Annotated in this window: 21 protein-coding genes; 8 read left to right on the top strand and 13 right to left on the bottom strand. The window is 61.9% G+C overall.

Translation table 11 applies throughout. From position 1 onward, the window contains the following. Window positions 1-28 precede the first annotated feature (28 nt). From ACH2DG_RS02760 to ACH2DG_RS02740, 5 genes are all read right to left on the bottom strand, one after another. On the bottom strand, window positions 29-475 hold the full coding sequence (locus ACH2DG_RS02760) for a GatB/YqeY domain-containing protein (protein WP_395024189.1): 447 nt from the start codon (window positions 473-475) through the stop codon (window positions 29-31). A gap of 166 nt (window positions 476-641) precedes the next feature. Beyond that, complete coding sequence (rpsU, locus tag ACH2DG_RS02755; RefSeq protein WP_007833691.1) at window positions 642-854, bottom strand: 30S ribosomal protein S21; 213 nt, start codon at window positions 852-854, stop codon at window positions 642-644. A gap of 132 nt (window positions 855-986) precedes the next feature. Next, a complete protein-coding gene (locus ACH2DG_RS02750) occupies window positions 987-3,053 on the bottom strand; it encodes a DUF5979 domain-containing protein (protein ID WP_395024188.1) in 2,067 nt (688 codons plus the stop codon). A gap of 96 nt (window positions 3,054-3,149) precedes the next feature. After that, complete coding sequence (locus ACH2DG_RS02745) at window positions 3,150-4,406, bottom strand: NAD(P)/FAD-dependent oxidoreductase (RefSeq protein ID WP_395024187.1); 1,257 nt, start codon at window positions 4,404-4,406, stop codon at window positions 3,150-3,152. Between the two features lie 187 nt (window positions 4,407-4,593). Continuing rightward, window positions 4,594-5,499, bottom strand: a complete 906-nt coding sequence (locus ACH2DG_RS02740; RefSeq protein ID WP_395024186.1) for a DUF3626 domain-containing protein — start codon at window positions 5,497-5,499, stop codon at window positions 4,594-4,596. Window positions 5,500-5,586: 87 nt separating this feature from the next. Between ACH2DG_RS02740 and ACH2DG_RS02735 the strand changes: the two genes are divergently transcribed. Continuing rightward, the gene (locus tag ACH2DG_RS02735; RefSeq protein WP_224151842.1) at window positions 5,587-6,096 is read left to right on the top strand and encodes an acyl-CoA thioesterase; all 510 of its coding nucleotides are present in this window, start codon (window positions 5,587-5,589) and stop codon (window positions 6,094-6,096) included. A gap of 117 nt (window positions 6,097-6,213) precedes the next feature. Here the strand turns inward: ACH2DG_RS02735 and ACH2DG_RS02730 are convergent, their stop codons facing one another. The 3 genes from ACH2DG_RS02730 to ybiB form a co-directional block, all read right to left on the bottom strand. Further along, a complete protein-coding gene (locus tag ACH2DG_RS02730; protein WP_395024185.1) occupies window positions 6,214-7,407 on the bottom strand; it encodes a glycerophosphodiester phosphodiesterase family protein in 1,194 nt (397 codons plus the stop codon). Between the two features lie 98 nt (window positions 7,408-7,505). Next, window positions 7,506-8,426: a uroporphyrinogen-III C-methyltransferase gene (cobA, locus tag ACH2DG_RS02725; protein ID WP_395024184.1), complete on the bottom strand. Its 921-nt coding sequence runs from the start codon at window positions 8,424-8,426 to the stop codon at window positions 7,506-7,508. Further along, entirely contained in the window at window positions 8,419-9,408 is a 990-nt protein-coding gene (gene ybiB / locus ACH2DG_RS02720) for a DNA-binding protein YbiB (RefSeq protein WP_395024183.1), read from the bottom strand. The genes cobA and ybiB overlap by 8 nt, the downstream gene beginning before the upstream one ends. Window positions 9,409-9,673: 265 nt before the next feature. Between ybiB and ACH2DG_RS02715 the strand changes: the two genes are divergently transcribed. Continuing rightward, window positions 9,674-10,384: a DUF937 domain-containing protein gene (locus ACH2DG_RS02715; RefSeq protein ID WP_395024182.1), complete on the top strand. Its 711-nt coding sequence runs from the start codon at window positions 9,674-9,676 to the stop codon at window positions 10,382-10,384. Window positions 10,385-10,495: 111 nt separating this feature from the next. Beyond that, the gene (tsaD, locus tag ACH2DG_RS02710; RefSeq protein WP_395024181.1) at window positions 10,496-11,554 is read left to right on the top strand and encodes a tRNA (adenosine(37)-N6)-threonylcarbamoyltransferase complex transferase subunit TsaD; all 1,059 of its coding nucleotides are present in this window, start codon (window positions 10,496-10,498) and stop codon (window positions 11,552-11,554) included. A 70-nt stretch (window positions 11,555-11,624) separates the two neighbouring features. Here the strand turns inward: tsaD and ACH2DG_RS02705 are convergent, their stop codons facing one another. The 5 genes from ACH2DG_RS02705 to ACH2DG_RS02685 all read right to left on the bottom strand — a co-directional run bounded on the left by ACH2DG_RS02705 (window position 11,625) and on the right by ACH2DG_RS02685 (window position 17,420). After that, on the bottom strand, window positions 11,625-11,999 hold the full coding sequence (locus ACH2DG_RS02705; RefSeq protein WP_395024180.1) for an Hsp20/alpha crystallin family protein: 375 nt from the start codon (window positions 11,997-11,999) through the stop codon (window positions 11,625-11,627). A gap of 147 nt (window positions 12,000-12,146) precedes the next feature. After that, entirely contained in the window at window positions 12,147-13,373 is a 1,227-nt protein-coding gene (gene mltB / locus ACH2DG_RS02700; protein WP_395024179.1) for a lytic murein transglycosylase B, read from the bottom strand. Between the two features lie 7 nt (window positions 13,374-13,380). Continuing rightward, window positions 13,381-15,462 (bottom strand): transglutaminaseTgpA domain-containing protein, encoded by a 2,082-nt coding sequence (locus ACH2DG_RS02695; RefSeq protein ID WP_395024178.1) that lies wholly within the window; start codon window positions 15,460-15,462, stop codon window positions 13,381-13,383. 10 nt (window positions 15,463-15,472) lie between these two features. Continuing rightward, entirely contained in the window at window positions 15,473-16,432 is a 960-nt protein-coding gene (locus ACH2DG_RS02690) for a DUF58 domain-containing protein (protein ID WP_395024177.1), read from the bottom strand. A gap of 67 nt (window positions 16,433-16,499) precedes the next feature. After that, a complete protein-coding gene (locus tag ACH2DG_RS02685; protein WP_224151852.1) occupies window positions 16,500-17,420 on the bottom strand; it encodes a MoxR family ATPase in 921 nt (306 codons plus the stop codon). 91 nt (window positions 17,421-17,511) lie between these two features. Between ACH2DG_RS02685 and ACH2DG_RS02680 the strand changes: the two genes are divergently transcribed. The 5 genes from ACH2DG_RS02680 to ACH2DG_RS02660 all read left to right on the top strand — a co-directional run bounded on the left by ACH2DG_RS02680 (window position 17,512) and on the right by ACH2DG_RS02660 (window position 22,533). Further along, window positions 17,512-18,417: a histone deacetylase family protein gene (locus ACH2DG_RS02680; RefSeq protein ID WP_395024403.1), complete on the top strand. Its 906-nt coding sequence runs from the start codon at window positions 17,512-17,514 to the stop codon at window positions 18,415-18,417. Window positions 18,418-18,429: 12 nt separating this feature from the next. Further along, a complete protein-coding gene (locus ACH2DG_RS02675) occupies window positions 18,430-19,215 on the top strand; it encodes an enoyl-CoA hydratase (RefSeq protein ID WP_395024176.1) in 786 nt (261 codons plus the stop codon). Between the two features lie 116 nt (window positions 19,216-19,331). After that, window positions 19,332-20,603, top strand: a complete 1,272-nt coding sequence (locus ACH2DG_RS02670) for a mechanosensitive ion channel family protein (RefSeq protein ID WP_395024175.1) — start codon at window positions 19,332-19,334, stop codon at window positions 20,601-20,603. Window positions 20,604-20,803: 200 nt separating this feature from the next. After that, window positions 20,804-21,553: an electron transfer flavoprotein subunit beta/FixA family protein gene (locus ACH2DG_RS02665; protein WP_395024174.1), complete on the top strand. Its 750-nt coding sequence runs from the start codon at window positions 20,804-20,806 to the stop codon at window positions 21,551-21,553. A gap of 47 nt (window positions 21,554-21,600) precedes the next feature. Continuing rightward, window positions 21,601-22,533, top strand: a complete 933-nt coding sequence (locus ACH2DG_RS02660; protein WP_395024173.1) for an electron transfer flavoprotein subunit alpha/FixB family protein — start codon at window positions 21,601-21,603, stop codon at window positions 22,531-22,533. The last annotated feature ends 16 nt before the right edge of the window (window positions 22,534-22,549 follow it).

Raw genomic sequence — 22,549 nt, 5'->3', positions numbered from 1 at the left:
ACCGGCTCGGCAGCCCCTTCAAAAGGCTTCAGCGGCTCAGTGCAGCCTTGACGGCGGCAGACACCACGCCCATGTCGGCTTTGCCAGCCAGCTTGGCCTTGACGGCGCCCATGACCTTGCCCATGTCGCCGGGGCCTGAGGCGCCCACTTCAGCAACAATGGCTTGAACGGCTGCGGTGACTTCTTCTGCGGACATGCGCTCTGGCAAGTAGGCTTGGATCACTTCGATCTCGGCCTTTTCCTTGTCGGCAAGGTCCTGGCGGTTCGCGGTTTCAAAGGCTGCGATGCTGTCCTTACGCTGCTTGATCATCTTGTCGACGATGGCAATGACCATGGCGTCATCCAGCTCGACACGCTCATCCACTTCCTTCTGCTTCATCGCAGCCTGCAGCAGGCGGATGGTGCCCAGTCGTTCCTGGTCCTTGGCGCGCATGGCGGTCTTCATGTCTTCGGTGATTTGTGCTTTCAAGCTCATGGCTTTCTCCTTGTGGGGCAGGCCGGAGGCGCGAGCGGCGGGCTGCCGAAGTTGTATGGGTGGGCCGGGGCGGCTACGCCAGAAAATGAAAAACCCGCGCCTGGCGTCCCGAGCGCGGGTGGTGTCACAACCTGGGCAGTCAATGCGCCTGGTGTGAAAGCTGCGATCAGTACAGCTTCTTGGGCAGCTGCATGCTGCGAACGCGCTTGTAGTGGCGCTTGACGGCAGCAGCCTTCTTGCGCTTGCGCTCGGCAGTTGGCTTTTCGTAGAACTCGCGAGCGCGCAGATCGGTCAGCAGGCCCAGTTTTTCGATGGTGCGCTTGAAGCGGCGCAGAGCAACGTCAAAGGGTTCGTTTTCTTTTACACGGATAGTCGTCATTAGCTAATGTTTTCCATTGGTGCCAACAGAGGGTTTTGGGGAAGATCGGGCCCCAAAGCCTTGTATGGCGGTTGTGCCCTGTCATATTGACTAGTATTGGCAGACAGGGCTTTGCCAGCAAAGAGCCTGAGATTATAACTGGTTTTTCTCCGAATGCAACGACCGTGCGGTGTTGCGGCGTTGGCGGATGCCCAGGACGGCAAGCAGTACCGCCATGGCCGCAAGGCCCGCAGTCGTATTGCTGGGCACGGGCGCTGCACCAGCAGGCGCCGCATTGGTGCGCAAGGTATTGGTGATCGCCGTGCTCACCGATTGCCCACCAGCCACACTGACCGTTGCCGGGGCAAAAGCAGGCGCGTCCCATGTATAGCCGGAAGGCGCAGCGGGCAGCGCTTCACTCAGCGTGCAATTGGAGCCTGCAGGAATGGTGGCCAGCGTGGCGGTCTGGCTACCGGCGGCAGCGAAGCTGAGACTTGTGGTGTAGGGCGTGTTTGCCGCTGGCTTGTCACAGGTGGCCGTGAAGTTGAAGGTGAGAGGCAATGTCACCGGTGCTCCGGCAGGAAGTGGTGCCAGGGTCTTGGTGATGAGGACCGTGCCCAGCGCTGGAGGGATGGTCTGCAGGCGGTTGGTGATGGCACTGCTGGCAGTCTGACCAGCGGCTACCGTAACGCTTGAAGGAGAGAATGCCGCCGCATCCCAGGTGTGCGCCGCAGGCGCGGCGGGCTGCGTTTCGCTCAGGCTACAGACAGCGCCCTCTGGCACATTGGTGATGGTGGCAGTCTGGCTACCCGCGGAATTGAAGCTGGCGCTGGCGGTATAGGTAGATCCTGCCGTCGGCAGGCTGCAGGTGGCAGTGAAGTTGAAATTCTGTGGCCAGGTCACTGGCGCGCCTGCAGGCAGCGGAGCCAGGGTCTTGCTGATGGCGATGCTGCCGGTCGTCGGCACCAGGGTATTGGTGAACGCAGTAGGGGATTGCGCACCTTCAGTGATTGCTACGTTGACGGGAGCCGCAGGGGCGATTTCCCAGCGGAAGCCGAAGATGGCTGCGGGGGCCTGCTCGGAAACGCTGCAGTTGGCACCTGCGGGAATGTCGGCGACGGTGGTGGTTTGTGTGCCAGCTGCACTGAATGCCAGCGGGGGAACGGCATAGTTGGTGCCTGCCGCAGGTTTGTCGCAGGTGACCGTGAACTGGAAGTTCAATGGCCAGACCACGGGAGCCTGAGCGGGCAGCGGTGCAAGTGTCTTGCTGATCGCAATGCTGCCTGATTGCGCAGCGCAGGAGCCGGTAGGGGATGTGGCGGCGTTGACCATGATCGAGCCCAACCTGCCTACAGGGGGATTTCCCGGGAGGGCCAGCGGATTGACATCGCTGATCGTGAAGATACAGGCGCCGTTGCCGCTGAAGGATTGTGCCCGGGGCACGATCAGGGCTGAGACATTGTTGATGCGGGTGTTGTTGGCGACGTCCGCCGGGGTGGGCATCGTGATCGGGGGGCGAGGTGATGGGTCTCCGGGCGAGGCAGTTTGCGGCGGCATGTACAGCACGTTGTACGCGGGCACATTGTTTAGGGCTCGATAATCGAGCACCGTCATGGGGTTGAGCGAGGTAAACGAGCTTGCCAGGGGCGTGGCGGTGTTGAGAACAACGCTGCCAGGCCCGGCTCCTTGTGAGCTGTCGTTGAACAAGACGCCTCTTGAAATACCCCAGCCAGTTGCCGCATTGATGATGGGACTGGTGATCTGGTCAATATTTGGTGCGCATGCCGAACACTGGTCGGGGTACAGGAAGAATGCATTGGCCGCACGGCTCTGGATGGCGGACTGCAATGCGTTCACGCTGGCTGCATTGAAGCCGCCATAAACAGCGGTCATCACCACAATGTCGTATTGTCCGCCGCCGGGTGGAATGAAATCGCTGGCCGTGATTGTTGTCGGGTTGCCGCCGGCCCCTGTGATATCAAAGTTCTTTTGCGTGACGTCTGCTGCAGAGCCGCCCAATGCAGTGACCGCTGCCACCATTTCGTTATAGGCACCGTTTGCATAGGTTTGGCCGAAAAAGGTGCCTGACAACACATACGCATCGCCAATGATCAGCACCTTGGGCACCTGTGCTGCCGCCATTGTTGCAGCGCCGATGCAAAGCGCACCCAGGGCGGCCCGAAGGGCGCCACGCCCGAAATGGTTTGATATGAAGGACATGACCACCCCTGTGCCAAAGTTGTAATATTTCGTTATTTTAGGGCGATCGCAATTTTAATAATTGTAATTTCAAATCAATTGTATATTTTTAATAAATTAATTGGAAGATTGCAACGACCCTGCACACGCAGCTGCACTGGCCCAGGCCCATTGAAAGTTGTAGCCACCCAGCCAACCGGTGATGTCGACCACCTCGCCAATGAAGAACAGGCCGGGCACGTGCTTGGCTTCCATGCTTTGCTGCGACAGCTCGCTGGTGTCGACCCCGCCCACGGTTACTTCGGCTTTCCGGTAGCCTTCTGTACCTGTCGGTGTTAGTTGCCAGCATGCCAGGCGTTCTGCCAGGCGCAGCAGGGCTTTGTCACTGGCCTCGGCAATCGGGCGCTGCCAGTCAGAATCCTGTGCCACCCAGGCGTCGGCAAGGCGTGCCGGCACGATGGCGGCCAGTTCGTTGGCAATCAGCTTGCGTGAGTGTTGCTTGGCGGCCAGCAGGTGCGCGGCCACATCCAGCTCGGGCACCAGGTTGATGTCGATGGGCGTGCCTGCCTGCCAGTAGCTGGAGATTTGCAGAATCGCCGGGCCAGAGAGGCCTCGGTGGGTAAAGAGCAGATCTTCGTGAAACTCCATGCGGGTCTTCTTGCTGCCCGTGCCAATCACCACGGGCAGTGCGAGGCCTGCCAGTTGTGCGTAGGGTGCCCACGCAGCACCGTCAAAGGTCATGGGCACAAGGCCGGGCTCGCGTGCCACCAGCTTCAGGCCAAACTGCTGGGCCAGACGGTAGCCCAGATCGCTGGCGCCGATCTTGGGAATGGAGAGGCCACCGGTGGCGATGACGAGGTTGATGGCCTGCACGCGCCCGCGATCAGTATCAATTTGATAGCGATAGGTGCTTTTTGCATCTTCGCTGTCTGCCATTTTTTCTATATTTTTGACAGCGCAGGGCTGCCAGCGCTCCACACGGCCGGCCTCGCACTCGGCCAGCAGCATGGCGATGATGTCCTCGGCCGAACGGTCGGCAAACAACTGGCCTTTGTGTTTTTCATGGTGGGCAATGCCGTGCTTGTCGACCAGGGCCACAAAATCGGCAGGCGTGAAGCGCGAGAGCGCCGAGCGGCAGAACTGCGGATTCTGGCCGACAAAGTGCTTGTGCGGTGCGCGCACATCCAGATCGCGGTTGGTGAAGTTGCTGCGCCCGCCGCCTGAGATGCGGATTTTCTCCGCCACTTTGGCCGCATGATCGATCAAAAGGACCTGAAGCCCGCGCTGCCCCGCCTGAGCGGCGCAAAACAGTCCGGCAGCACCGGCGCCGATGATGACCGCGTCAAATTGCAGAGAGGCGTTGGATGGGGACATGCTGAAATGCTATTAAAAAGAGAGCTGGCTGTGCTTGAGGGCTGCACGGCTTATGCAATTTTCTTGAAATGAATCATCGCGCTGAACCGCGCTTTCAAGAGGCCGCCTGGGGGGATGCAGGCACGGGCTGCGCTTGGGGACGGTGCAACACCTGAAAAGCGCTGCATTATCGGCGATACATACGCCATCACATCGTTCGCCCGAAACGGGCCATGCAGTGCCAGGCCTTTTTCAGGATAGGGCCACCGTAGCGAGCAGGGTGCTCTGCCTGTGCCCTGCCTAGCGTTGCGGGAGTCAGGCATTGGTGCTCAGTGCCTTCCAGCTGTACCAACATGTCTTGCAGCGCATCTGCGATTTCTGCGCCGCGATAGGCGGCAGCATCCATCAGCATGGCTGCCGTCAACCGGTAGCCGCCGTGCCAGCGCACCGGCACACCGCAGCGCGTGGCCGCAGCCGCAGCCGGGCTGTCCGCCAGGCTCGGATCCAGCACGATGGCCGCCACATCGCGTGCCAGCACCAGGCCCCCATGGATTTGTGCCTCCACATACTGGTCCAGCGGGTCGGGCAGTGCGAGGCATCGCAGCTGTTGCCAATCCATCTGCGGCCACAGGCCCACATGCGTGGGCTGCCAGTAGCTGTCAGGGTCGCAGAAGCTGCTGCGCATTGCCAGTTGCGGGTGCAGCACAAGATAGGCGCTGCCAAAACGCGGAGCCGCGCCGTAGCCAATGCTGCTTGCATGGCCCAATGGGGTCAGATCCACGGCACCATACACCGGGCGGCTGCATGCAGGCGATGTGTCGTAGGCGCCCCCAAACCAGTCATGTTCCCACTGCCAGCGCTGACCACCGGATTGCGGGCTGTAGCTGCCGTTGCTCCAGCCGCTTTCAAACTGCGATTGGTAGCGTCCGCTGGCCGCCAGTTGTGCCATTACCGGCTGGCCACCATACATCCAATCGGCATGAAAGTGGATGTGAATGGGGGCCAGCGCTGCTGCACCGTGGTGGCTGGTGCCACGGCTTTGCACGGCTTGCAGCGCCTGCAACTGGGCAGGCTGCAACACGGGGGATGCGGGCTCGGGGGCAGGTGTTCGCATGGTGGCGCCAGCATAGCAGCCGGGGGCGTGGGTCTATTGCCTGGAGGGCAGTGTCGCTTTGGGCCGCAGATCCCTACAATTGCGGCCATGCGTCTTCCACACCACCAACTCACGATGACCGTGCTCATGTCGCCCGACATGGCCAATTTCTCTGGCAATGTGCATGGCGGGGCCATCCTGCGTCAGCTCGACAATGTGGCCTATTCCTGTGCCAGCCGCTATGCAGGGCGCTATGTGGTCACGCTGAGCGTCGACCAGGTGATGTTTCTGGAGCCCATTCATGTGGGTGAGCTGGTGTCGTTTTATGCCAGCATCAACTACACCGGTACTTCGTCGATGGAGGTGGGTATCAAGGTGGTGGCCGAGAATATCCAGGAGCGCAGCGTGCGCCATGTCAACAGTTGCTTTTTCACGATGGTGGCGGTGGATGACAATCGCAAGCCAGTGCCCGTGCCACCGCTGCAGCCCGAAACCGATGAGGAAAAGCGCCGCTGGAATGCTGCCATCACCCGCAAGGAACTGCGCAAGGAGCTGGCCCGGCGCTTTGCCGAAACCCGGCAGACCGACGTTGCGGCAGGAGGTGCGGGTGGGCAGTAATTGATTGCGCGCCGCGCGATCCCGTCAAACCTGTAAATGACTCTGAAACACAAAAGCCAGCGAAGGCGCTGGCTTTTGTATTTTCAGGCACAGATGTGCGAGCGCGAAGGCAAGTGATCAGCGTGCCTTGTTGGCATCTGCCGGGTTGGCAGACAAAACGGCATCCACGCCTACTTTGTAGAACAGCTTGTATTCCTTGCTGGCGTCACCTGCAAAATCACTGGCCAGCGTGATGACATCGCTGGAGAACTTAAACGGGTGCACAAACAGGTTGGCTGCGTGGGCGTTTTTTACCAAGTCGGAGGCGGTCATCATTTGACGATCACGGTAGTCCAGTTTGCCGTCATTGTTCAGATCGTCAGGTTGGCCATCATTGTTTTTGTCCAGATAGGTGGCCGAGATGACATAAGGCTTCCATGGCGAAATGCCATCGGCGTAGGTCTTGATCTGCGCCAGGCCTGCAGTGGTGACCATGTCGGCATAGGTGGTTGCCGTGCCTGCCACTGTGAAATCATACGGACGGTCATAGGGCGCTGACAACTGGATCACGCCCCAGGGGGAGAGGTCACTGCCCTGAATCATCTGCACCAGCCGTACCTTGGTCTTGTCGCGCAAGGTTTTGAGGTGCTGAACTTCCGTTGAGCGGATCATCACGGGCGAGGTGGCTGACGTGTTTCCTGCCTGCTGCAGCGCGGCGATCAGCTTGTCTTCCATGGGGAGCCCCAGCTTGCTATGGTAGGTGGGGTTGTGGGTCTGCAGGTAGAGCCCGGGCGTGCGGGCTTGCCGTTTTGCCCAATCGAACACCTGCGCAAGTGACTGGATACGGAAGCTGTTGATGTCGGTCGAAGTGCTGGAGCCCGTTGGATTCTTGAGGCGCAATGTCTGCAGTTCTGCCAGCGTGAAGTCGGAAGCAAACCATCCAGTGACCGAAATGCCGTCGATCACCTTGGTGGTCTTGCGGTCGGAGAACTCGGAGTGGTCGGCGATATTGGTAATGTTGGTGATATCGGGAGAGCCCAGGGCCACCAGAGTGCCATCCTTGCTCATGACCAGATCCACAGCAATGAAATCAGCGCTTTGCGTCATGGCCTGGGCCATGCTTTCGAGCGAATTGGCGGGCTGGCTGCCAACGCTGGCCAGTGCAAAGCTCTGGGGACGTTTGTTATCCAGCGTGGGGTAATCGGGGTTGCCCGGGGTTTCGCCGTCGCCGGGGTCCACGCCAAATTCGGTGTTGCAGCCGCTGATGAGCGCTGCACACAGGCCGGTGATGGCGATGGCTCCCAAGCGCCATGCATGTTGCGTTGGCTTCACGTTTTCTCCTCGTCTTGTTAGTGAGGCCAGCAGCTGGGTGGCCTGCTGGCGGGCCGTAACTGCCATTGCCAGGGGCGCTGGGGCACCCGGCTGCAGTTTTACGGTTGCGCTGCTCGTCGTGGTGCACGGGCGAGCAGCGTCTCGCTATCGTAGTCGTAAAAAGAGGAGGTATCGTGGAGTGCGGTATCGCCACTTTGTTGCGGATCAACGGACTGCTCGGCTTGAGCCGCCAGGGCCGCGCAGTGGACGATATCGCCCACCACGATGACGCTCGGGCTACTCAGCTGCTCGCGTGCCATGGTGGCGGGCAGCTCTGCCAGGGTGGTGATCGCCTGGCGTTGCTGCGGCAGGCTGGCGTGCTGCACCACGGCCACTGGCGTATTCCCAGGCAATCCCTGCAGCAGGCCTTGGGTGATGCTGCTGGCGCTGGCCACGCCCATGTAGATCACAAGGGTGAGCCGGGCGCTGTGGGCCGTCTGGGCAAGCTGCACCCAGTCGGGCCCTGCACCGCCGGGCTTGGCGTGTCCGGTGATGAACACCACGCCTTGCGCATGTTCGCGGTGGGTCAACGGCGCCCCCAGGCTGGTGACGGCGGCAAGGCCCGCCGTGACGCCGTTGATGATGCGGGGTGTGACGCCATGGGCGCGCAGAAATTCCACTTCTTCGCCGCCTCTGCCAAAAATGAATGGATCGCCCCCCTTGAGGCGCACGACCTGCTCGCCGCTTTGCACCTCCTGCAGCATCAGCCGCTGGATGAAGGCCTGGGGTGTGCTCTGGCAGCCGCCGCGCTTGCCCACATGCACAATGCGCGCGCCGGGCGCTGCCCATTCCAGTACCGCGTCGTTCACCAGATCGTCCACCAGCAATACCGTGGCTCGTCCGATGGCCTTGGCGGCAGCGATGGTCAGCAGGTCTGGGTCGCCCGGTCCGGCACCCACCAGCGTGCAGCTGCCAGCCAATGGCTTGGCCGTAGTGGGCAGATCGGCGTTGTCAGAAGGGGCAAAAAGTTCATCAGTCATGGGATTTTGTTCCTGATTCAATAGCATTCTGCGATTGTTCGGACGGCGATAAGGCCGAATTTCTCACCAAATCCACCAGGCAGCGTATGTGCTGCACTTGTTGCGCAAGAGCGGGAGGCACTGGCAGGCGGCCCGCGAGCACTGCCTCGGTATAGCGGGCGGTGCTATCGGCGTCAATGCTGTCAGGCAGGCCCGGCACTTCGCCGTCGGTGCCTGCGGCACGCGCCTGCAGCAATTGATGGTGACCATGTACGAAGCCGTCGTACTGAGGCGTGCGGCGCGGGTCCGCGCAGACCTCGCCTTCGAGACCACGGGAGAGAAGGGCATTGAGACCCAGTTGGGTCAGCGTAGCTTGCAGCATGGGCAGGTACTCGGGGTGGGTGTAGCTGCCCAGCAGCAGGGCGGGGCCCGCTACGGGCTGCAGCAGCTTGGCAACGCTGTGGCCCGGGTTGCGCAGGCCGATCACCTGGCGTACGGCCAGCAGCCGCGCCAGCGCCGGTAGCAACGTGGCCGTATGCACGGCGGTAACCTGGGCGGGCTCCAGAATGCCTGCCTGAGGGAGTGTGCTGATGCCCAGGCGTTGCAGCACGGCGAACACCGAGGTGCGGCTGGCTTCGGTCTGCATGCCGTGCACCAGGACCGGGAGCCCCTCGCGCGCCAATAGCAGCGCCAGCAATGGCGTGAGGGTGGGCAGGCGGCGTGCGCCGTTGTAGCTGGGGATGACGATGGCTGCACCATTCGATCCCTGAGAGCCTCGCACGCGAATGCGAGTGATGCGCGCATGCACGGCATCCCACAGGCCGCACATCTCGTCGGCGGTTTCACCCTTGATGCGCATGGCGATGCAGAAGGCGCCTACCTCATAGTCGCTGACCTGACCATCCAGAATCTGGCCAAGCAGGTCAGCCGCCTGTGTGCGGTCCAGCGCCTTGGCGCCACGTGCGCCGCGACCGATCTCTTTGATGTAGTGCTGTATGGCCATGGTATGCAGGAATGTTTGGCATATTATTTTAGGTTTTATAGATGGAAAAGTAATAAGAAAAATCATGCTTCCCAACATGCGGGTATGGCGCCTGCCGCCCTTGTCCGGTGCAAATGCTTCGCAGACTTGCATTTGTCATGCCAATCATTCCGAGTGCTGTGACAATTGACGAAGTTTTGCGCTGTGAGCGGCTGCAAAGCGGTGGCAAGGGCCTAATATCGGCGGTCTGAGCCAATGCCTTTTTGGGCGCATGAAAGGAAACCCTATGTCCGTATCTCCATCGATGGTTGAAGAGCTGCTGCAGCAACTGCAAGGCGCACCCATGCAGCAGATGGCGCAAAGCCTGGGCGAGAGCGAAGCACAGACCGAGCAGGCCGTGCAGGCTGCCATTCCGATGATGCTGGGCGCCCTGGGCAACAACACGCAAAACGCCGCAGGAGCCGATGCCCTGTTTGGCGCGCTGCAACGTGACCACGCCGGCGGCCCGGACCTGGGAGGTCTGCTGGGCTCGTTGCTGGGCGGAGGTGCAGGTGGCAGCCAGGCCGGTGGCGGCCTGGGTGGCCTTGGCGGCATGCTGGGCAGCGTGCTGGGTGGTGCCATGGGCGGCGGCGCTCCCGCGGGCGGCAACCCTGCTGCGCTTGATGGTGGCAGCATCCTGGGTCACATTTTTGGTGGCCAGCAGGACCAGGCTTCCAGCAACCTGGGGCAGGCCACGGGTCTTGGAAACAATGCAGGCAACCTGCTCAAGATGCTGGCGCCCATTGTGATGTCGTTCCTTGCGCAGCGCGTGATGGCTGGCGGCATGAATTCGTCCGATCTGGGTAGTGCCCTGGGCCAGGAGCAGAGCCGCGTGCAACAGCAAGGTGGCTTGGGCGGCGGCCTGCTGGGATCGCTTCTGGACCAGAATGGCGACGGCAAGCTGGATGTGGGCGATCTGATGAAGATTGGCGGCTCGCTGCTCGGTGGCCGCCGCTGATCGCAGGCCCGCTCGCCACTGCTTCAATGCATCCCCAATACCTTCCCGCGACGCGGGGTGGTGTTGGGGATTTTTCATGTCCGCCCCTTGAAGCGCCTACACTTTCGCCCCATGAGTTTGCTGATTTTGGGAATCGAATCGTCGTGCGATGAAACGGGTGTGGCCTTGGTGCGCACGCAGGAAGGTGGCGCTGTGCCGCAACTGCTAAGCCATGCGCTCTACAGCCAGATCGAGATGCACCGTGCCTATGGCGGCGTGGTGCCAGAGCTGGCCAGCCGCGACCACATCCGCCGTGTGTTGCCCCTGACCGAAAAGGTGCTGCAGGACGCTGGCTGCGCGCTGGATGATATCGATGCCATCGCCTTCACACGCGGGCCGGGTCTTGCCGGTGCGCTGCTGGTGGGCTCTGGCGTGGCCTGCGCCATGGCTGCGGCGCTGGACAAGCCTGTGCTTGGTGTCCACCACCTCGAAGGCCATTTGCTGTCGCCATTTCTGAGCGATGATCCGCCGCAATTCCCGTTTGTCGCACTGCTGGTATCGGGTGGCCACACGCAACTGATGCGCGTCGATGGCGTGGGGCAGTACGCAATTTTGGGCGAGACCATTGACGATGCTGCAGGCGAGGCCTTCGACAAATCTGCCAAGCTGCTGGGGCTGCCGTATCCGGGCGGGCCGGAGCTTTCGCGCCTTGCACAAGGCGGCGATCCCGAAGCCTTCAAGCTGCCGCGCCCGCTCTTGCACAGTGGCGATCTGGATTTTTCATTCGCAGGCTTGAAGACAGCCGTGTTGACGCAGGCCAAGAAGCTGGGTGACACGCTGGATACGCGCAAGGCCGATCTGGCGGCTTCCACGCAGGCGGCGATCGTCGATGTACTGGTGAAGAAAACCTTGAATGCGCTCAGGGACACCGGCATGAAGCGCGTGGTGGTTGCTGGTGGGGTGGGCGCGAACCGCCTGCTGCGCGAGCAATTGAATGCTGCCTGCGCCAAGCGCGGCGTGCGCGTGCATTACCCGGAGCTGCATCTGTGTACCGACAACGGCGCAATGATTGCCATGGCGGCTGCCATGCGCATACAGGCAGGGCAGCAACAGGCCGAGAAGATCTACGCTTTTGACGTGAAGCCGCGCTGGCCGCTCGATTCCATCGTGGTGCCGTCCGCCGTGGTGTAGGCCGCACATGCGCCTTCGGGCAGCAAGACGGGGCCGCTTGGGCCCCGTTTGCTTTTGGGTGATTGCCTCGTTACTGGATGCTGAGCGTCTGTACCGTGGGCTCTGGCTGGTGGGTGGCCAGGATCAAGGTCAACACGCCGTTCTCCAATGTTGCCTTGGAAAGGGTTGCGTCAATCACAGCGGGCAGTTTCCAGGCGCGTTGCACGCTGCGCGGTGCGCCTTCCACGCTGCTCAGCCGCACCGTCTTGTCCTGCAGCGCAATGGTCAGCTGCTCACGGGAGAGGCCAGGCACATCAAGCTGGATGGTGAAAACATTGGCGTCCTGGTTGACCTTTTCGTTCGCGGACGTGGAGGTGGTGGTCTGCAGGAAGCGCTGCAGGGCAGCGTCCATGGCGACGGGCGAAACAGCAAAAGCGGAGCGATGCAGCAGAGGGCTCATGATCATCTTCATTCCTTTTCTATCAGCGCAGCACGATTGCTGCTGGATGACTGGTAGTTGGATGGAGAAGCGTTGATTTCAAGAGAAATTCTCTGTTTTTATTTTTACGGAGCTGCTCTTGAAACCCTTTCGACAGCGGCCATATTGCGCGCCTTATGGCGTGCTGAAGTTGGCGGGGTCAGGCGTGCGCTGCTGGCGCGCCTTGTTGCGCAGATAGGCTTTGGCGGCGGCTTCGGCAGCCGGTGAGTTGGTGCTTTCGCTGCTGGGCTCCTGCGCTTCGCTGTCGGTATCGGGCAGGGCTGGCGCGCCGGTGCGCGCGCGCTTGATGGCCTGGCCCAGCTCGATCACCGACATGGCGTAGAAGCTCGAGAGGTTGTAGCGGGTGATGGTGTAGAAGTTCTGCGTGCCTGCCACGTACTGCGTCTCTCCGTCGCCATTTTTCAGCTCGATCAGAGCCAGCAGACCGCTATGGCTGTTGCCGGGCGGCGCCAGTTGAACGCCGTTGGTGGCCATGTCTGCGGCGCTGAAGCTGGGCTTGATGTCGGGCTCGAGCAAGGCAGCCAGCTGCGCCGGTGTGCTGCGCAGCTGCATGTCGTAATAGGCCGGCATGCCGCGCTGCCAGCCATGGGCGACAAAGTAGTTGGCCACCGAGCCGATGGCATCGGCCTTGCTGGTGAAGAGGTTGATCTTGCCATCGCCATCGAAATCGACGGCAAAGTTGGACCAGCTGGTGGGCATGAACTGTGGCATGCCCATGGCGCCTGCATAGCTGCCTACGGTGTCGAACGGGTTGGCGTTGTTCAGATAAGCCGTCGTCAGAAATTGCTCCAGCTCACCGCGAAAGTACTGGGCGCGGTCTGCTGCGCGCGGGTGGCTCGAAGGGTAGTCGAATGCCAGGGTGGCCAGTGCATCGACCACGCTGAAATTGCCCATCTGCTGGCCGTAGATGGTTTCCACGCCAATGATGCCGACGATGTACTCGGCAGGCACGCCATAGGTTTGCTTGGCGCGCGCCAGGGTGGCCTCGTTTTCGTTCCAGAAGCGCAGACCGGCGCGGATGCGGATGGGTTCGACAAAACGGCTGCGGTAGGCGCGCCAGTTTTTCACGCCTGCAGGGCCCGTGCGCGGGGTCATCAGGCGCTGCACTGTAGGGTTGAAGCGCGCCTGGCTCAGGCTGGCGCGCAGCCATGCTTCGTCGATATGGCGGCGGGAAGCAACTTCGCGCACAAAGACATCGGCTTCCGGGCGGCTGGCGTAGCTCTGCGTCGAAGCGCTGGCTTCGCTGTCGCGTGCTTTCTTGGAGGATTTCTGTGCATGGGCACTTGTCAGGCAGGCCGTGGCGGCTATGAGAACAATCGTACTTTGGAGAATGCGGTGCATGGGGGCTTTATACCTTGTTGGCTTGCGTTGCCAGGCTGGGCCAGGGCAATTGTCGTAACTGTTTGCGCAAGGCGGCGAGGGAGTGTTGTGGTGCAGCTTTGCCTGCTGGCGTGGCATAGCGCAGCTGCTCCATGGCCTGCAGCCATTTGGCAAAGGCGCGGGCTTCGGGAGAATCCGGTATCCGGTGGCGAATGGCGTTTGCCAGGTTGCGTGGTGTACTGCTGTCGCTGCTGGCGATGCCGGCCTTGGCCAGGCGTTTGCGCGCCTGCGCGATCAGTGCCAGCCAGGGATCGGTGTGGCGACGCTGGTATTGCAGAGCTGCGGCTGCAATCAGGGCGCCGGCCATTACCAGCACGCCCAGGATTCGCACCAGATCCATCCAGTTCGGACTTTGCAGGCCGAGTTTGCCGAGCAGATCCATCTGCTCGCGCTGGGTGTAGTTCAGCACCCATTGGTTCCAGCTGTTGTTGACAGCTTCCCAAACGGCGCGCATGCGCTGCAGGCCGCTGATGGCGGCGGGGCTGTTCACGCTGATGCCCATGAAATTGCTGGTGTTGAGGCGTTGCGCGGCACCCACGCGCCCGGGGCTAACGGCGCCGGTGGGATCCACACGCACCCAGCCGTCCTGCTCACCGAGCCAGACTTCTGCCCAGGCGTGCGCATCGGCCTGGCGCACCGTCCAGTAACCATCCACGCCATTGAGCTCTCCGCCCTGGTAGCCGGTCACGATGCGGGCAGGCACGCCTGCACTGCGCAGGGCCACTACAAAAGCGGCGGAGATGTGCTCGCAAAAGCCCTCCTTGCGGTCAAACCAGAACAGGTCGGCCGCCTGACCGCTGTAGATGCCGGGATCGAGCGTGTAGGTGTAGCCGCCGGTGCGCAACTGGGCCAGCAGGCGCTGTACCAATTGCTGGTCGCGGTTGGGCGTGTCGCCGATGTCTGCCACCAGCTGCTGCACCCAGGCACGGGTGCGCGGATTGCTGGTTGCGGGCAGGCGCCGATTAAAGGCCAGCTCCCGGTTGCCCGTCTGCATACCGAAACGATAGCTGGTATGGCTTTGCATGGCGATGCGGGTGACTTCGGCAATCGGTCGGTTGCTCAGCCATTGCAGATCGCCGGTGCTGTAGGCGCGGCCACGGGGCAGTACAGGCGGGGTGCGGGTCAGATCCAGTGCCAGCAGCCAGGGTTTTTGGTGTGGCTCCAGTGTCAGTTCGTAGCGCAGTGGCTCGCCGGTGGTGACGATGTCGTCAAACAGCTTGTCGTCGGTTGCGCGAAAGCTGGGAGTGGTGCGCCAAGTGGTGCCATCGAAATCAGCCAATACCGGGCCGCGCCAATAGAGCTGGTTGGCGGGTGGCGGCTGGTTGCCAGGGGTATCGAATCTGACGCGAAACGCGATGCCTTCGTCCTGCGCCAGCGATGCCATGTTGCCGACCGTCATTTCATCAGAGAGCCCTGTTTTCCCGGCATTCGGGTTGGGCACGCCCCATAGCGGAGCCATGCGCGGAAAAAGTACGAACAGAGCCAGTGTCAGTGGCGCGCCGATGGCGATCATCTTCAGCGACAGGCCTGCAGCGTACTTGAGCGAAGGCTGGCCCACCGGCATGTGCGCGTTGACCAAGGCGGTCAGCAGGCCCACCAGGCCAATGGCAATGGCCAGGGCGGTGAGCAGCGATTGCGAGTGCAGGAAATTGGCCAGCAGCGCAAAAAAACCAAGAAAGAACACCACCATGGCATCACGCCGGGCACGCATCTCCATGGTCTTGAGTGCCAGCAGCATACTGATGAGGGTGACACCGGCCTCCGAACCGACAATGGTTTTGTAGCTGGCAACCGTAGCTCCCACCACACATGCCAGCAGCGCCACCAGCACCCAGCGCCCGGGCAGCGGCTTTTGGCGCACGGCAAGCACACCGCGCCACAGCAGCAGGGTGTACGCAAGTGCCGTCGCCCAGATGGGCAGGGATGCCGCAAGCGGCAGCAGCACCCAGGCCACGACGACGAGCAGAAACACGGTATCGCGCGCTTCGCGCGGCAGGCTGGGCCATGTGGGGCGCATTGCAGTGGTCGATGGGGACAGGTTTTGTGCCATGTGCTCCCCCTCAAGCCAGCGCCAGAGCCCGAAGGCAGACCAGGCGGTGCTCTGCGCCGGCGTCCGGGCTTATCTCGCCGCTACCGGTCTGTGTACGCAAACCGTAACGCAAACCCTGCTGGTCTGCAGCAAGCACCCAGGCCGTGAGGCGGGAGAGCTGCGCCTCGCGTTCGGCAAGGCCGCAGCGGCTCGCGTCCAACCACAGGTCCTGCTGGGCCTGGTGTTGGTTGTCGCGCACCACAAAATGGCTGCTGCCAGTGCCCATCTCGGTCGCCATGGCACTGGCGGCCTTCTTCCACACCACCAGTTTCAAGGGATCTCCGCGTCGGTAGCCGCGCACACCATCGAATTCGCCACTCGCTGCACGCAGGCTGGCGCTGCTGCCCATGCCTGCATCGGCTGCGCCCAGTGGTAATGGCGGCGGGTGGGCCTCGGGGCTGGGGTAGACCAGGGCGTTTTCGCTGCTGCGGAACACGGTCCACATCAGGAACACGCCCAGCGGAAAGCGGGTCTCCATCACTACCGCTGGCAAAGGCTGCCATCCGCGCTGTTGTGCCAGTACGGCGAGCTGCACGGTGGCGCTGGCCTGAGCGCCGACGTCTGCCATGCTGTATTCCTCATCCTGGTAGTGCCGCACGCCCAGGGCGAAGCGCGCGCGGCGGCTGGGATTGTCGATGCGCAGCTCCACGCGCAGCGCCTGCCCGGCAAACTGCGTTTGCGGCGCATGCAATGACAACTGCAGGCCCAGCAGGTTGCGGTAGCCGATACCAATGGAGACCAGAGCCGCTCCAGTCAGCATGAAGGTCAGCAGAAAGCCCAGATTGAGCTGAAAGTTGATGCTGGCCACCAGCAGCACCAGCAAGGTCAGGCCCAGCATGCAGCCCGCACGGGTGGGCAGCAGGTACAGATTGCGCCGCGTGATGGTGTGGACGCTGCTATGGGCCAGTTTGCCCAGCCACCACAGGCGCATGCGCTGGCGCCATTGTTTGGGCCAAAATGGGCTTTGACGCACATCTGTAAAACGCAGAGTGCTCACCTTATTGCAGCGGCACGCTGTCCATCATGGCGCGCACCTGCTCGACTGCGCTGCGGCCTGCACTGCTCACCGGCACCAGGCGATGCGCCGTGGTCTGCGGCAGAATGGCCTGCACATCATCGGGAGCGACATAGTCGCGGCCATGGATCAGTGCCTGTGCCTTGGCGGCGCGGATGAGGCCGATACCTGCGCGTGGCGACAGGCCCTGCACAAACCATCGCCCTGAGCGTGTGGCCGCAATCAGCGCCTGCACATAGTGGATCAGCGCATCACTGGCGCGCACACTGCTCACTTCCTGCTGCAGGAATTTCAACTCGACGGCAGAGGTCAGGGCGGGCAGCTGGTTGGCGATGTCGCGGTGCCCCTGGCCAGCCAGCAGCTGGAACTCGGCCGCCTGGTCGGGGTAGCCGAGCGAGATGCGCATCAGAAAGCGATCGAGCTGGCTCTCGGGTAGGGCGTAGGTGCCCAACTGCTCCAGCGGGTTCTGTGTGGCGATGACAAAGAACGGCTGCGGCAGCGCACGCGTGGCCCCCTCGACGGTGACCTGCTTTTCCTCCATGGCTTCGAGCAGGGCGCTTTGCGTCTTGGGGCTGGCGCGGTTGATCTCGTCGGCCAGCAGGACCTGGGTGAACACGGGCCCCGGGTGGAAGACGAAATTCTGCTGTTCGCGCTCATACACCGATACGCCCGTCAAGTCGCTGGGCATCAGATCGGCGGTGAACTGCACGCGCGAGAACTGCAGGCCCAATGTGCGCGCCAGAGCGTGCGACAGCGTGGTCTTGCCCACGCCGGGTACATCTTCGATCAGCAGGTGACCTCCCGCCAGCAAACAGGTCAGACAATCCTGAACCTGAGCCGGTTTCCCCACAATCACCGTGTTAAGCTGAGCCAATAATTTTTGTATGGTGTGCTGCGTTTGCATGCCATAACGATATACGACAAAAACAATCAAGGAGACGAAAGCGGTGTCCAAGACAGGTTATTTCACACATCGCGATTGCTGGATGCACGACATGGGCGCAGGCCATCCGGAGTGTCCGCAGCGGCTCGATGCCATTGAAGACCGGCTTTTGATGACGGGCGTGGGCGATGCGTTGGAGCGGCGCGACGCGCCCAAGGCCATGGTCTCCGATCTGGAATTGGGCCACGATCGCTTGCACATTGCCGCGATCCGGGGCCTGTCGGAAATGGCGGGCGACAACCAGGCCGTGGGCGGCCCGGCCACCTTGATGCTGGATACCGATACCTCCGTCAACGCCCATACCTGGAACGCAGCCCTGCGCGCTGCCGGGGCCGCGTTGGCCGCCACCGATGCCGTGATTGGCGGCGAGATGGAAAATGCCTTCTGCGCGGTGCGCCCGCCGGGCCACCATGCCACGCGCAAACAGGCCATGGGATTTTGCTTTTTCAACAATGTGGCACTGGCGGCTAAGTACGCGCTGATGCGACACCAGCTGCAGCGCGTGGCGATCGTGGATTTCGATGTGCACCACGGCAACGGCACCGAAGACATCTGCGCGGGTGATCCGCACATCCTGATGTGCGGCATCTTTCAGCATCCGTTTTACCCATTCAGCGGCGACAAGGACCCAGCTGGCAACATGCTGAACGTGCCGGTACCTGCCTATACCAAGGGTATGGACATCCGCGAGATTGTGGAGACCTACTGGATGCCGCGGCTGGAAGCGTTCAAGCCCGAGATGATCTTTGTCAGTGCCGGCTTTGATGCCCACCGTGAGGATGACATGGGCCAGTTGGGCATGGTCGAGGCCGACTATGCCTGGATCACGCACCGCATCAAGGATGTGGCGCGGCGTTTCAGCAAGGGGCGAATCGTCTCCTGCCTGGAAGGGGGCTACATGATGGCGCCATTGGCCGCCAGCGTGGAGGCCCACATCCGTGTTCTGGCCGATTTGTGAGGTGAAGCTCTGATGACGGATTCCGCTGTTCTTTTGCAGACCCGCGATGCGCGGGGCGTTGTGACCCTGACGCTGAATGACCCCGCACGCTTCAATGCACTGGGGGACGAGATGCTCGCCGCACTGCAGGCGGCCCTCGTGGCCATTGGCAAGGACGAAACCGTGCGAGCCGTGGTGCTGGCAGCCAGTGGCCGCGCGTTCTGCGCGGGCCACAACCTCAAGGACATGGCTGCGCACCCGGATCGCGCGTGGTACCAGGACCTGTTCAACCGCTGCACCAAGGTCATGCTGGCCATTCAAAAACTACCGGTTCCGGTGATTGCACGGGTGCAGGGCATGGCTACGGCAGCCGGTTGCCAACTGGTTGCACAGTGCGATCTGGCGGTGGCCAGCAGCGACGCGAGCTTTGCCACCAGTGGCATCCACTATGGCCTGTTCTGCGCCACGCCCAGTGTGCCGCTGGTACGCAACGTGCCCATCAAGCAGGCAATGGAAATGCTGCTGACGGGCGATTTCATCAGCGCGCAGGACGCGCTGGCGCAAGGGCTGGTCAACCGGCTTGCCAGCGAAGACCAGCTCGATGCCGAGGTGGAGCAGCTCGTTGCAGCAATCGTGAGCAAGCCGCGTGTTGCCGTCAGCATGGGCAAGGCCCTGGTCTACCAGCAGCGCGAATTGGGCCTGGAGGCTGCCTACCAGATGGCCAGCCAGTGCATGGCAACGAATATGATGGATGCGGATGCACAAGAGGGCGCGCAGGCCTTTGCCCAAAAGCGCAAGCCGGTCTGGCCGCAGGGCTGAGCAAGCCCGGTAATGGACAGCAAGGGCGGCATGTGCGTGGCATATGCCGCCCTTGTGTTTTGGCGTCAATCTTTTCTAGGGAATGGAATGGCTACCGGGTGGTCATGGAATGGTCTATGGATATCTTTGAGAAACTGATTCACGATTTTCGCCAGGCCAGCACCTTGCTGGAGCTGGGGGTGTTGCTGGCTTGTCTGGTGCTCGCTGGCTTGTTAGCCCGCGCCTTGTACCGCCGCTACGATGGCGGGCCATCCGTCTGGTTTGGCACTTCAGCCTGGGGTGGTGCCCTGTTTCCACTGCTGGCCCTGTTGTTCACCGCCGGGGCCCGTATGGTGGTGGAGCACTACCAGCCCGTGTTTCTGCTGCGCCTGGGCGTGCAGATTCTGCTGTCGCTGGCAGTCATCCGCCTGGTGGCGCGCGTGCTGGCCAAAACCTTTCCGCATTCCACCGTGGTGAGGCTCATCGAGCGTATCTTCTCCTGGCTGGCCTGGGGTGTCGCTGTGCTGGGTATTCTGGGCGTGCTGCCAGCTGTGACGGGCGAGCTCGATGCGATCCGCTTTGCGTTTGGCAAGACCTCGATCTCCGTTCTGGAGTTGCTGCAGGGCGTTTTGTCGGTCGGCATCGTGATGATCGTGGTGCTGTGGATTTCGGCCACATTCGAGCAGCGGGTGATCGACGACATGGTCAGCGATCTGTCGATGCGCAAGATGGCCGTCAATCTGACGCGGATGGTGCTGATCACCGTGGGGCTGTTGGTGGCCCTGTCGCTGGTGGGGGTGGATCTCACTGCCTTGTCCGTGCTCGGTGGCGCCTTGGGCGTCGGCCTGGGTTTTGGCATGCAGAAGATCGCCTCCAACTATGTCAGCGGCTTTCTCGTGCTGATCGAGCGGGCCCTGCGCATTGGCGACAACGTGCGCGTGGATGGTTTTGAAGGCCGGATCACCGACATCCGTACCCGCTACACCGTGATACGCGCCGGCAACGGGCGCGAATCCATCGTGCCCAATGAAACCCTGATCACCCAGCGGGTGGAAAACCTTACCGCTGCCGACCAGAAATTCAACCTGACCAGCAATATCGTGGTCGCGGCTGACTGCAATGTGGCCCAGGTTCAGCAGATCCTGCAGGAGGCGGCGATCGCGCAGACACGGGTGCTCAAAACGCCTGCGCCTGTGGCCTACCTGGTCAATTTTGCCGCCGATGGGCTGGAATTCAGCCTCAGCTACTACATCAATGACCCAGTCAACGGGCAGGCCAACATCCGTTCGGCGGTCAATATCGCCATGCTGGAAGGACTGCGCGCTGCGCAGATCGACATTCCGTTCCCGCAACGGGTTTTGCATATCCAGAACAATGCGGGCGGTGCAATACCTGCCGCACAAGGCTGATGCACTGCCAACTTGTGCGGAAAATGGAGCAGTGCGCAGTGATGCGCAGATAATCAAGGCGACGTTGTCGATTGGGTATAAAAAAGCACGGTCGTGCTAATTTGTGCGATGATCGCTTCAGCCATTCCCGTTGTCAGGTGGATGCAAGCAGCAGGCCAACTGGCGCAGACCCATTTCAAATAACTCAGGAGTCGAGGTTTATGAAAGTACTGGTACCCGTCAAGCGCGTGGTGGACTACAACGTGAAAGTGCGCGTCAAAAGCGACGGCACGGGAGTGGACATTGCCAACGTCAAGATGAGCATGAACCCGTTTGACGAAATCGCGGTGGAAGAGGCCGTGCGCCTCAAGGAAAAAGGCGTCGTCACCGAAATCATCGCCGTCTCCTGCGGCGTGGCCCAATGCCAGGAAACCCTGCGCACGGCCATGGCCATTGGCGCCGATCGCGGCATCCTGGTCGAGACCACCGAAGAGCTCCAGCCCCTGGCGGTTGCCAAGCTCCTCAAAGCCCTGGTCGACAAGGAGCAGCCCGGCCTCATCATCTGCGGCAAGCAAGCCATCGACGACGACTGCAACCAGACCGGCCAGATGCTCGCAGCGCTGGCAGACCTCCCCCAGGCCACCTTCGCCTCCAAGGTCGAAGTCGCGGGCGACAAGGTCAGTGTCACCCGTGAAGTCGACGGCGGCCTCGAAACCCTGCAACTGACAACGCCAGCGGTCATCACCACTGACCTGCGTCTGAACGAGCCGCGCTACGTCACCTTGCCCAACATCATGAAGGCCAAGAAAAAGCAGCTCGACACCGTCAAGCCCGAAGAGCTGGGCGTGGATGTGGCCCCCCGCATCAAAACCCTCAAAGTGGCAGAGCCTGCCAAGCGCGGCGCAGGCGTGAAGGTGCCCGATGTGGCCACCCTGATCGACAAACTCAAGAACGAAGCCAAAGTCATCTAACCCCGGCTAGGGCAGACCAACGCATCAATGGCTTTGAAAGAAACATCATGACCGCACTCGTTATTGCAGAACACGACAACCACAGCATCAAACCCGCCACCCTCAACACCGTCACGGCCGCCAAGGCCTGCGGAGCCGACGTCCACATCCTCGTGGCAGGTGAAGGCGCAGCCGCTGCTGCCCAGGCCGCAGCCCAGATCGCAGGCGTTGCCAAAGTCATCCTCGCCGAAGGCGCATCGCTCAAGGACGGCCTGGCCGAAAACGTGGCCGCGCAAGTGCTCGCCATCGCAGGCAACTACAGCCACATCCTCTTTCCCGCCACGGCAGGCGGCAAGAACGTCGCCCCGCGCGTAGCTGCCAAGCTCGACGTCGCCCAGATCAGCGACATCACCAAGGTGGACAGCCCCGACACCTTCGAGCGCCCCATCTACGCGGGCAACGCCATCGCCACCGTGCAAAGCACCGACGGCAAGAAAGTCATCACCGTGCGCACCACCGGCTTTGACGCAGCAGCAGCGACCGGCGGCACGGCGGCCGTCGAAACCGCAGCTGCTGTCGCTGACAGCGGCAAAAGCGCCTTCGCAGGCCGTGAAGTCACCAAAAACGACCGGCCCGAACTCACGGCTGCCAAGATCATCGTCTCGGGCGGGCGGGCGCTGGGCAGTGCGGAAAAGTTCAACGAAGTCATCACCCCGCTGGCCGACAAGCTGGGCGCGGCCATTGGCGCGAGCCGCGCGGCGGTGGATGCGGGCTACGCGCCCAACGACCTGCAGGTGGGCCAGACGGGCAAGATCGTGGCGCCGCAGCTGTACATTGCAGCGGGCATCTCGGGGGCGATCCAGCACCTGGCGGGCATGAAGGACTCGAAGGTGATCGTGGCGATCAACAAGGACGAGGAGGCGCCGATCTTCAGCGTGGCCGACTATGGCCTGGTGGCCGACCTGTTCGAGGCCGTGCCCGAGATGGTGGGCAAGCTGTAAAAGAGCGCATACAAAA

Origin of the sequence: Comamonas odontotermitis (assembly GCF_040396735.1) — a bacterium.
Taxonomy (GTDB): Bacteria; Pseudomonadota; Gammaproteobacteria; order Burkholderiales; family Burkholderiaceae_C; genus Comamonas; species Comamonas odontotermitis_C.
This window is presented reverse-complemented; position numbering and strand designations above follow the sequence as displayed.

Excerpts from the sequence above, each read along its gene's own strand:
- cobA (WP_395024184.1), bottom strand. The coding sequence starts at position 8,426 with ATGACTGATGAACTTTTTGCCCCTTCTGACAACGCCGATCTGCCCACT.
- ACH2DG_RS02670 (WP_395024175.1), top strand. The coding sequence starts at position 19,332 with ATGGATATCTTTGAGAAACTGATTCACGATTTTCGCCAGGCCAGCACC.
- ACH2DG_RS02745 (WP_395024187.1), bottom strand. The coding sequence starts at position 4,406 with ATGTCCCCATCCAACGCCTCTCTGCAATTTGACGCGGTCATCATCGGC.
- ACH2DG_RS02715 (WP_395024182.1), top strand. The coding sequence starts at position 9,674 with ATGTCCGTATCTCCATCGATGGTTGAAGAGCTGCTGCAGCAACTGCAA.
- ACH2DG_RS02760 (WP_395024189.1), bottom strand. The coding sequence starts at position 475 with ATGAGCTTGAAAGCACAAATCACCGAAGACATGAAGACCGCCATGCGC.
- ACH2DG_RS02680 (WP_395024403.1), top strand. The coding sequence starts at position 17,512 with ATGGGCGCAGGCCATCCGGAGTGTCCGCAGCGGCTCGATGCCATTGAA.
- tsaD (WP_395024181.1), top strand. The coding sequence starts at position 10,496 with ATGAGTTTGCTGATTTTGGGAATCGAATCGTCGTGCGATGAAACGGGT.
- ACH2DG_RS02735 (WP_224151842.1), top strand. The coding sequence starts at position 5,587 with ATGCGTCTTCCACACCACCAACTCACGATGACCGTGCTCATGTCGCCC.
- ACH2DG_RS02675 (WP_395024176.1), top strand. The coding sequence starts at position 18,430 with ATGACGGATTCCGCTGTTCTTTTGCAGACCCGCGATGCGCGGGGCGTT.
- rpsU (WP_007833691.1), bottom strand. The coding sequence starts at position 854 with ATGACGACTATCCGTGTAAAAGAAAACGAACCCTTTGACGTTGCTCTG.
- ACH2DG_RS02695 (WP_395024178.1), bottom strand. The coding sequence starts at position 15,462 with ATGGCACAAAACCTGTCCCCATCGACCACTGCAATGCGCCCCACATGG.
- ybiB (WP_395024183.1), bottom strand. The coding sequence starts at position 9,408 with ATGGCCATACAGCACTACATCAAAGAGATCGGTCGCGGCGCACGTGGC.
- ACH2DG_RS02665 (WP_395024174.1), top strand. The coding sequence starts at position 20,804 with ATGAAAGTACTGGTACCCGTCAAGCGCGTGGTGGACTACAACGTGAAA.
- ACH2DG_RS02685 (WP_224151852.1), bottom strand. The coding sequence starts at position 17,420 with ATGCAAACGCAGCACACCATACAAAAATTATTGGCTCAGCTTAACACG.
- mltB (WP_395024179.1), bottom strand. The coding sequence starts at position 13,373 with ATGCACCGCATTCTCCAAAGTACGATTGTTCTCATAGCCGCCACGGCC.
- ACH2DG_RS02740 (WP_395024186.1), bottom strand. The coding sequence starts at position 5,499 with ATGCGAACACCTGCCCCCGAGCCCGCATCCCCCGTGTTGCAGCCTGCC.
- ACH2DG_RS02750 (WP_395024188.1), bottom strand. The coding sequence starts at position 3,053 with ATGTCCTTCATATCAAACCATTTCGGGCGTGGCGCCCTTCGGGCCGCC.
- ACH2DG_RS02660 (WP_395024173.1), top strand. The coding sequence starts at position 21,601 with ATGACCGCACTCGTTATTGCAGAACACGACAACCACAGCATCAAACCC.
- ACH2DG_RS02690 (WP_395024177.1), bottom strand. The coding sequence starts at position 16,432 with ATGCGCCTGTGGTGGCTGGGCAAACTGGCCCATAGCAGCGTCCACACC.
- ACH2DG_RS02705 (WP_395024180.1), bottom strand. The coding sequence starts at position 11,999 with ATGATCATGAGCCCTCTGCTGCATCGCTCCGCTTTTGCTGTTTCGCCC.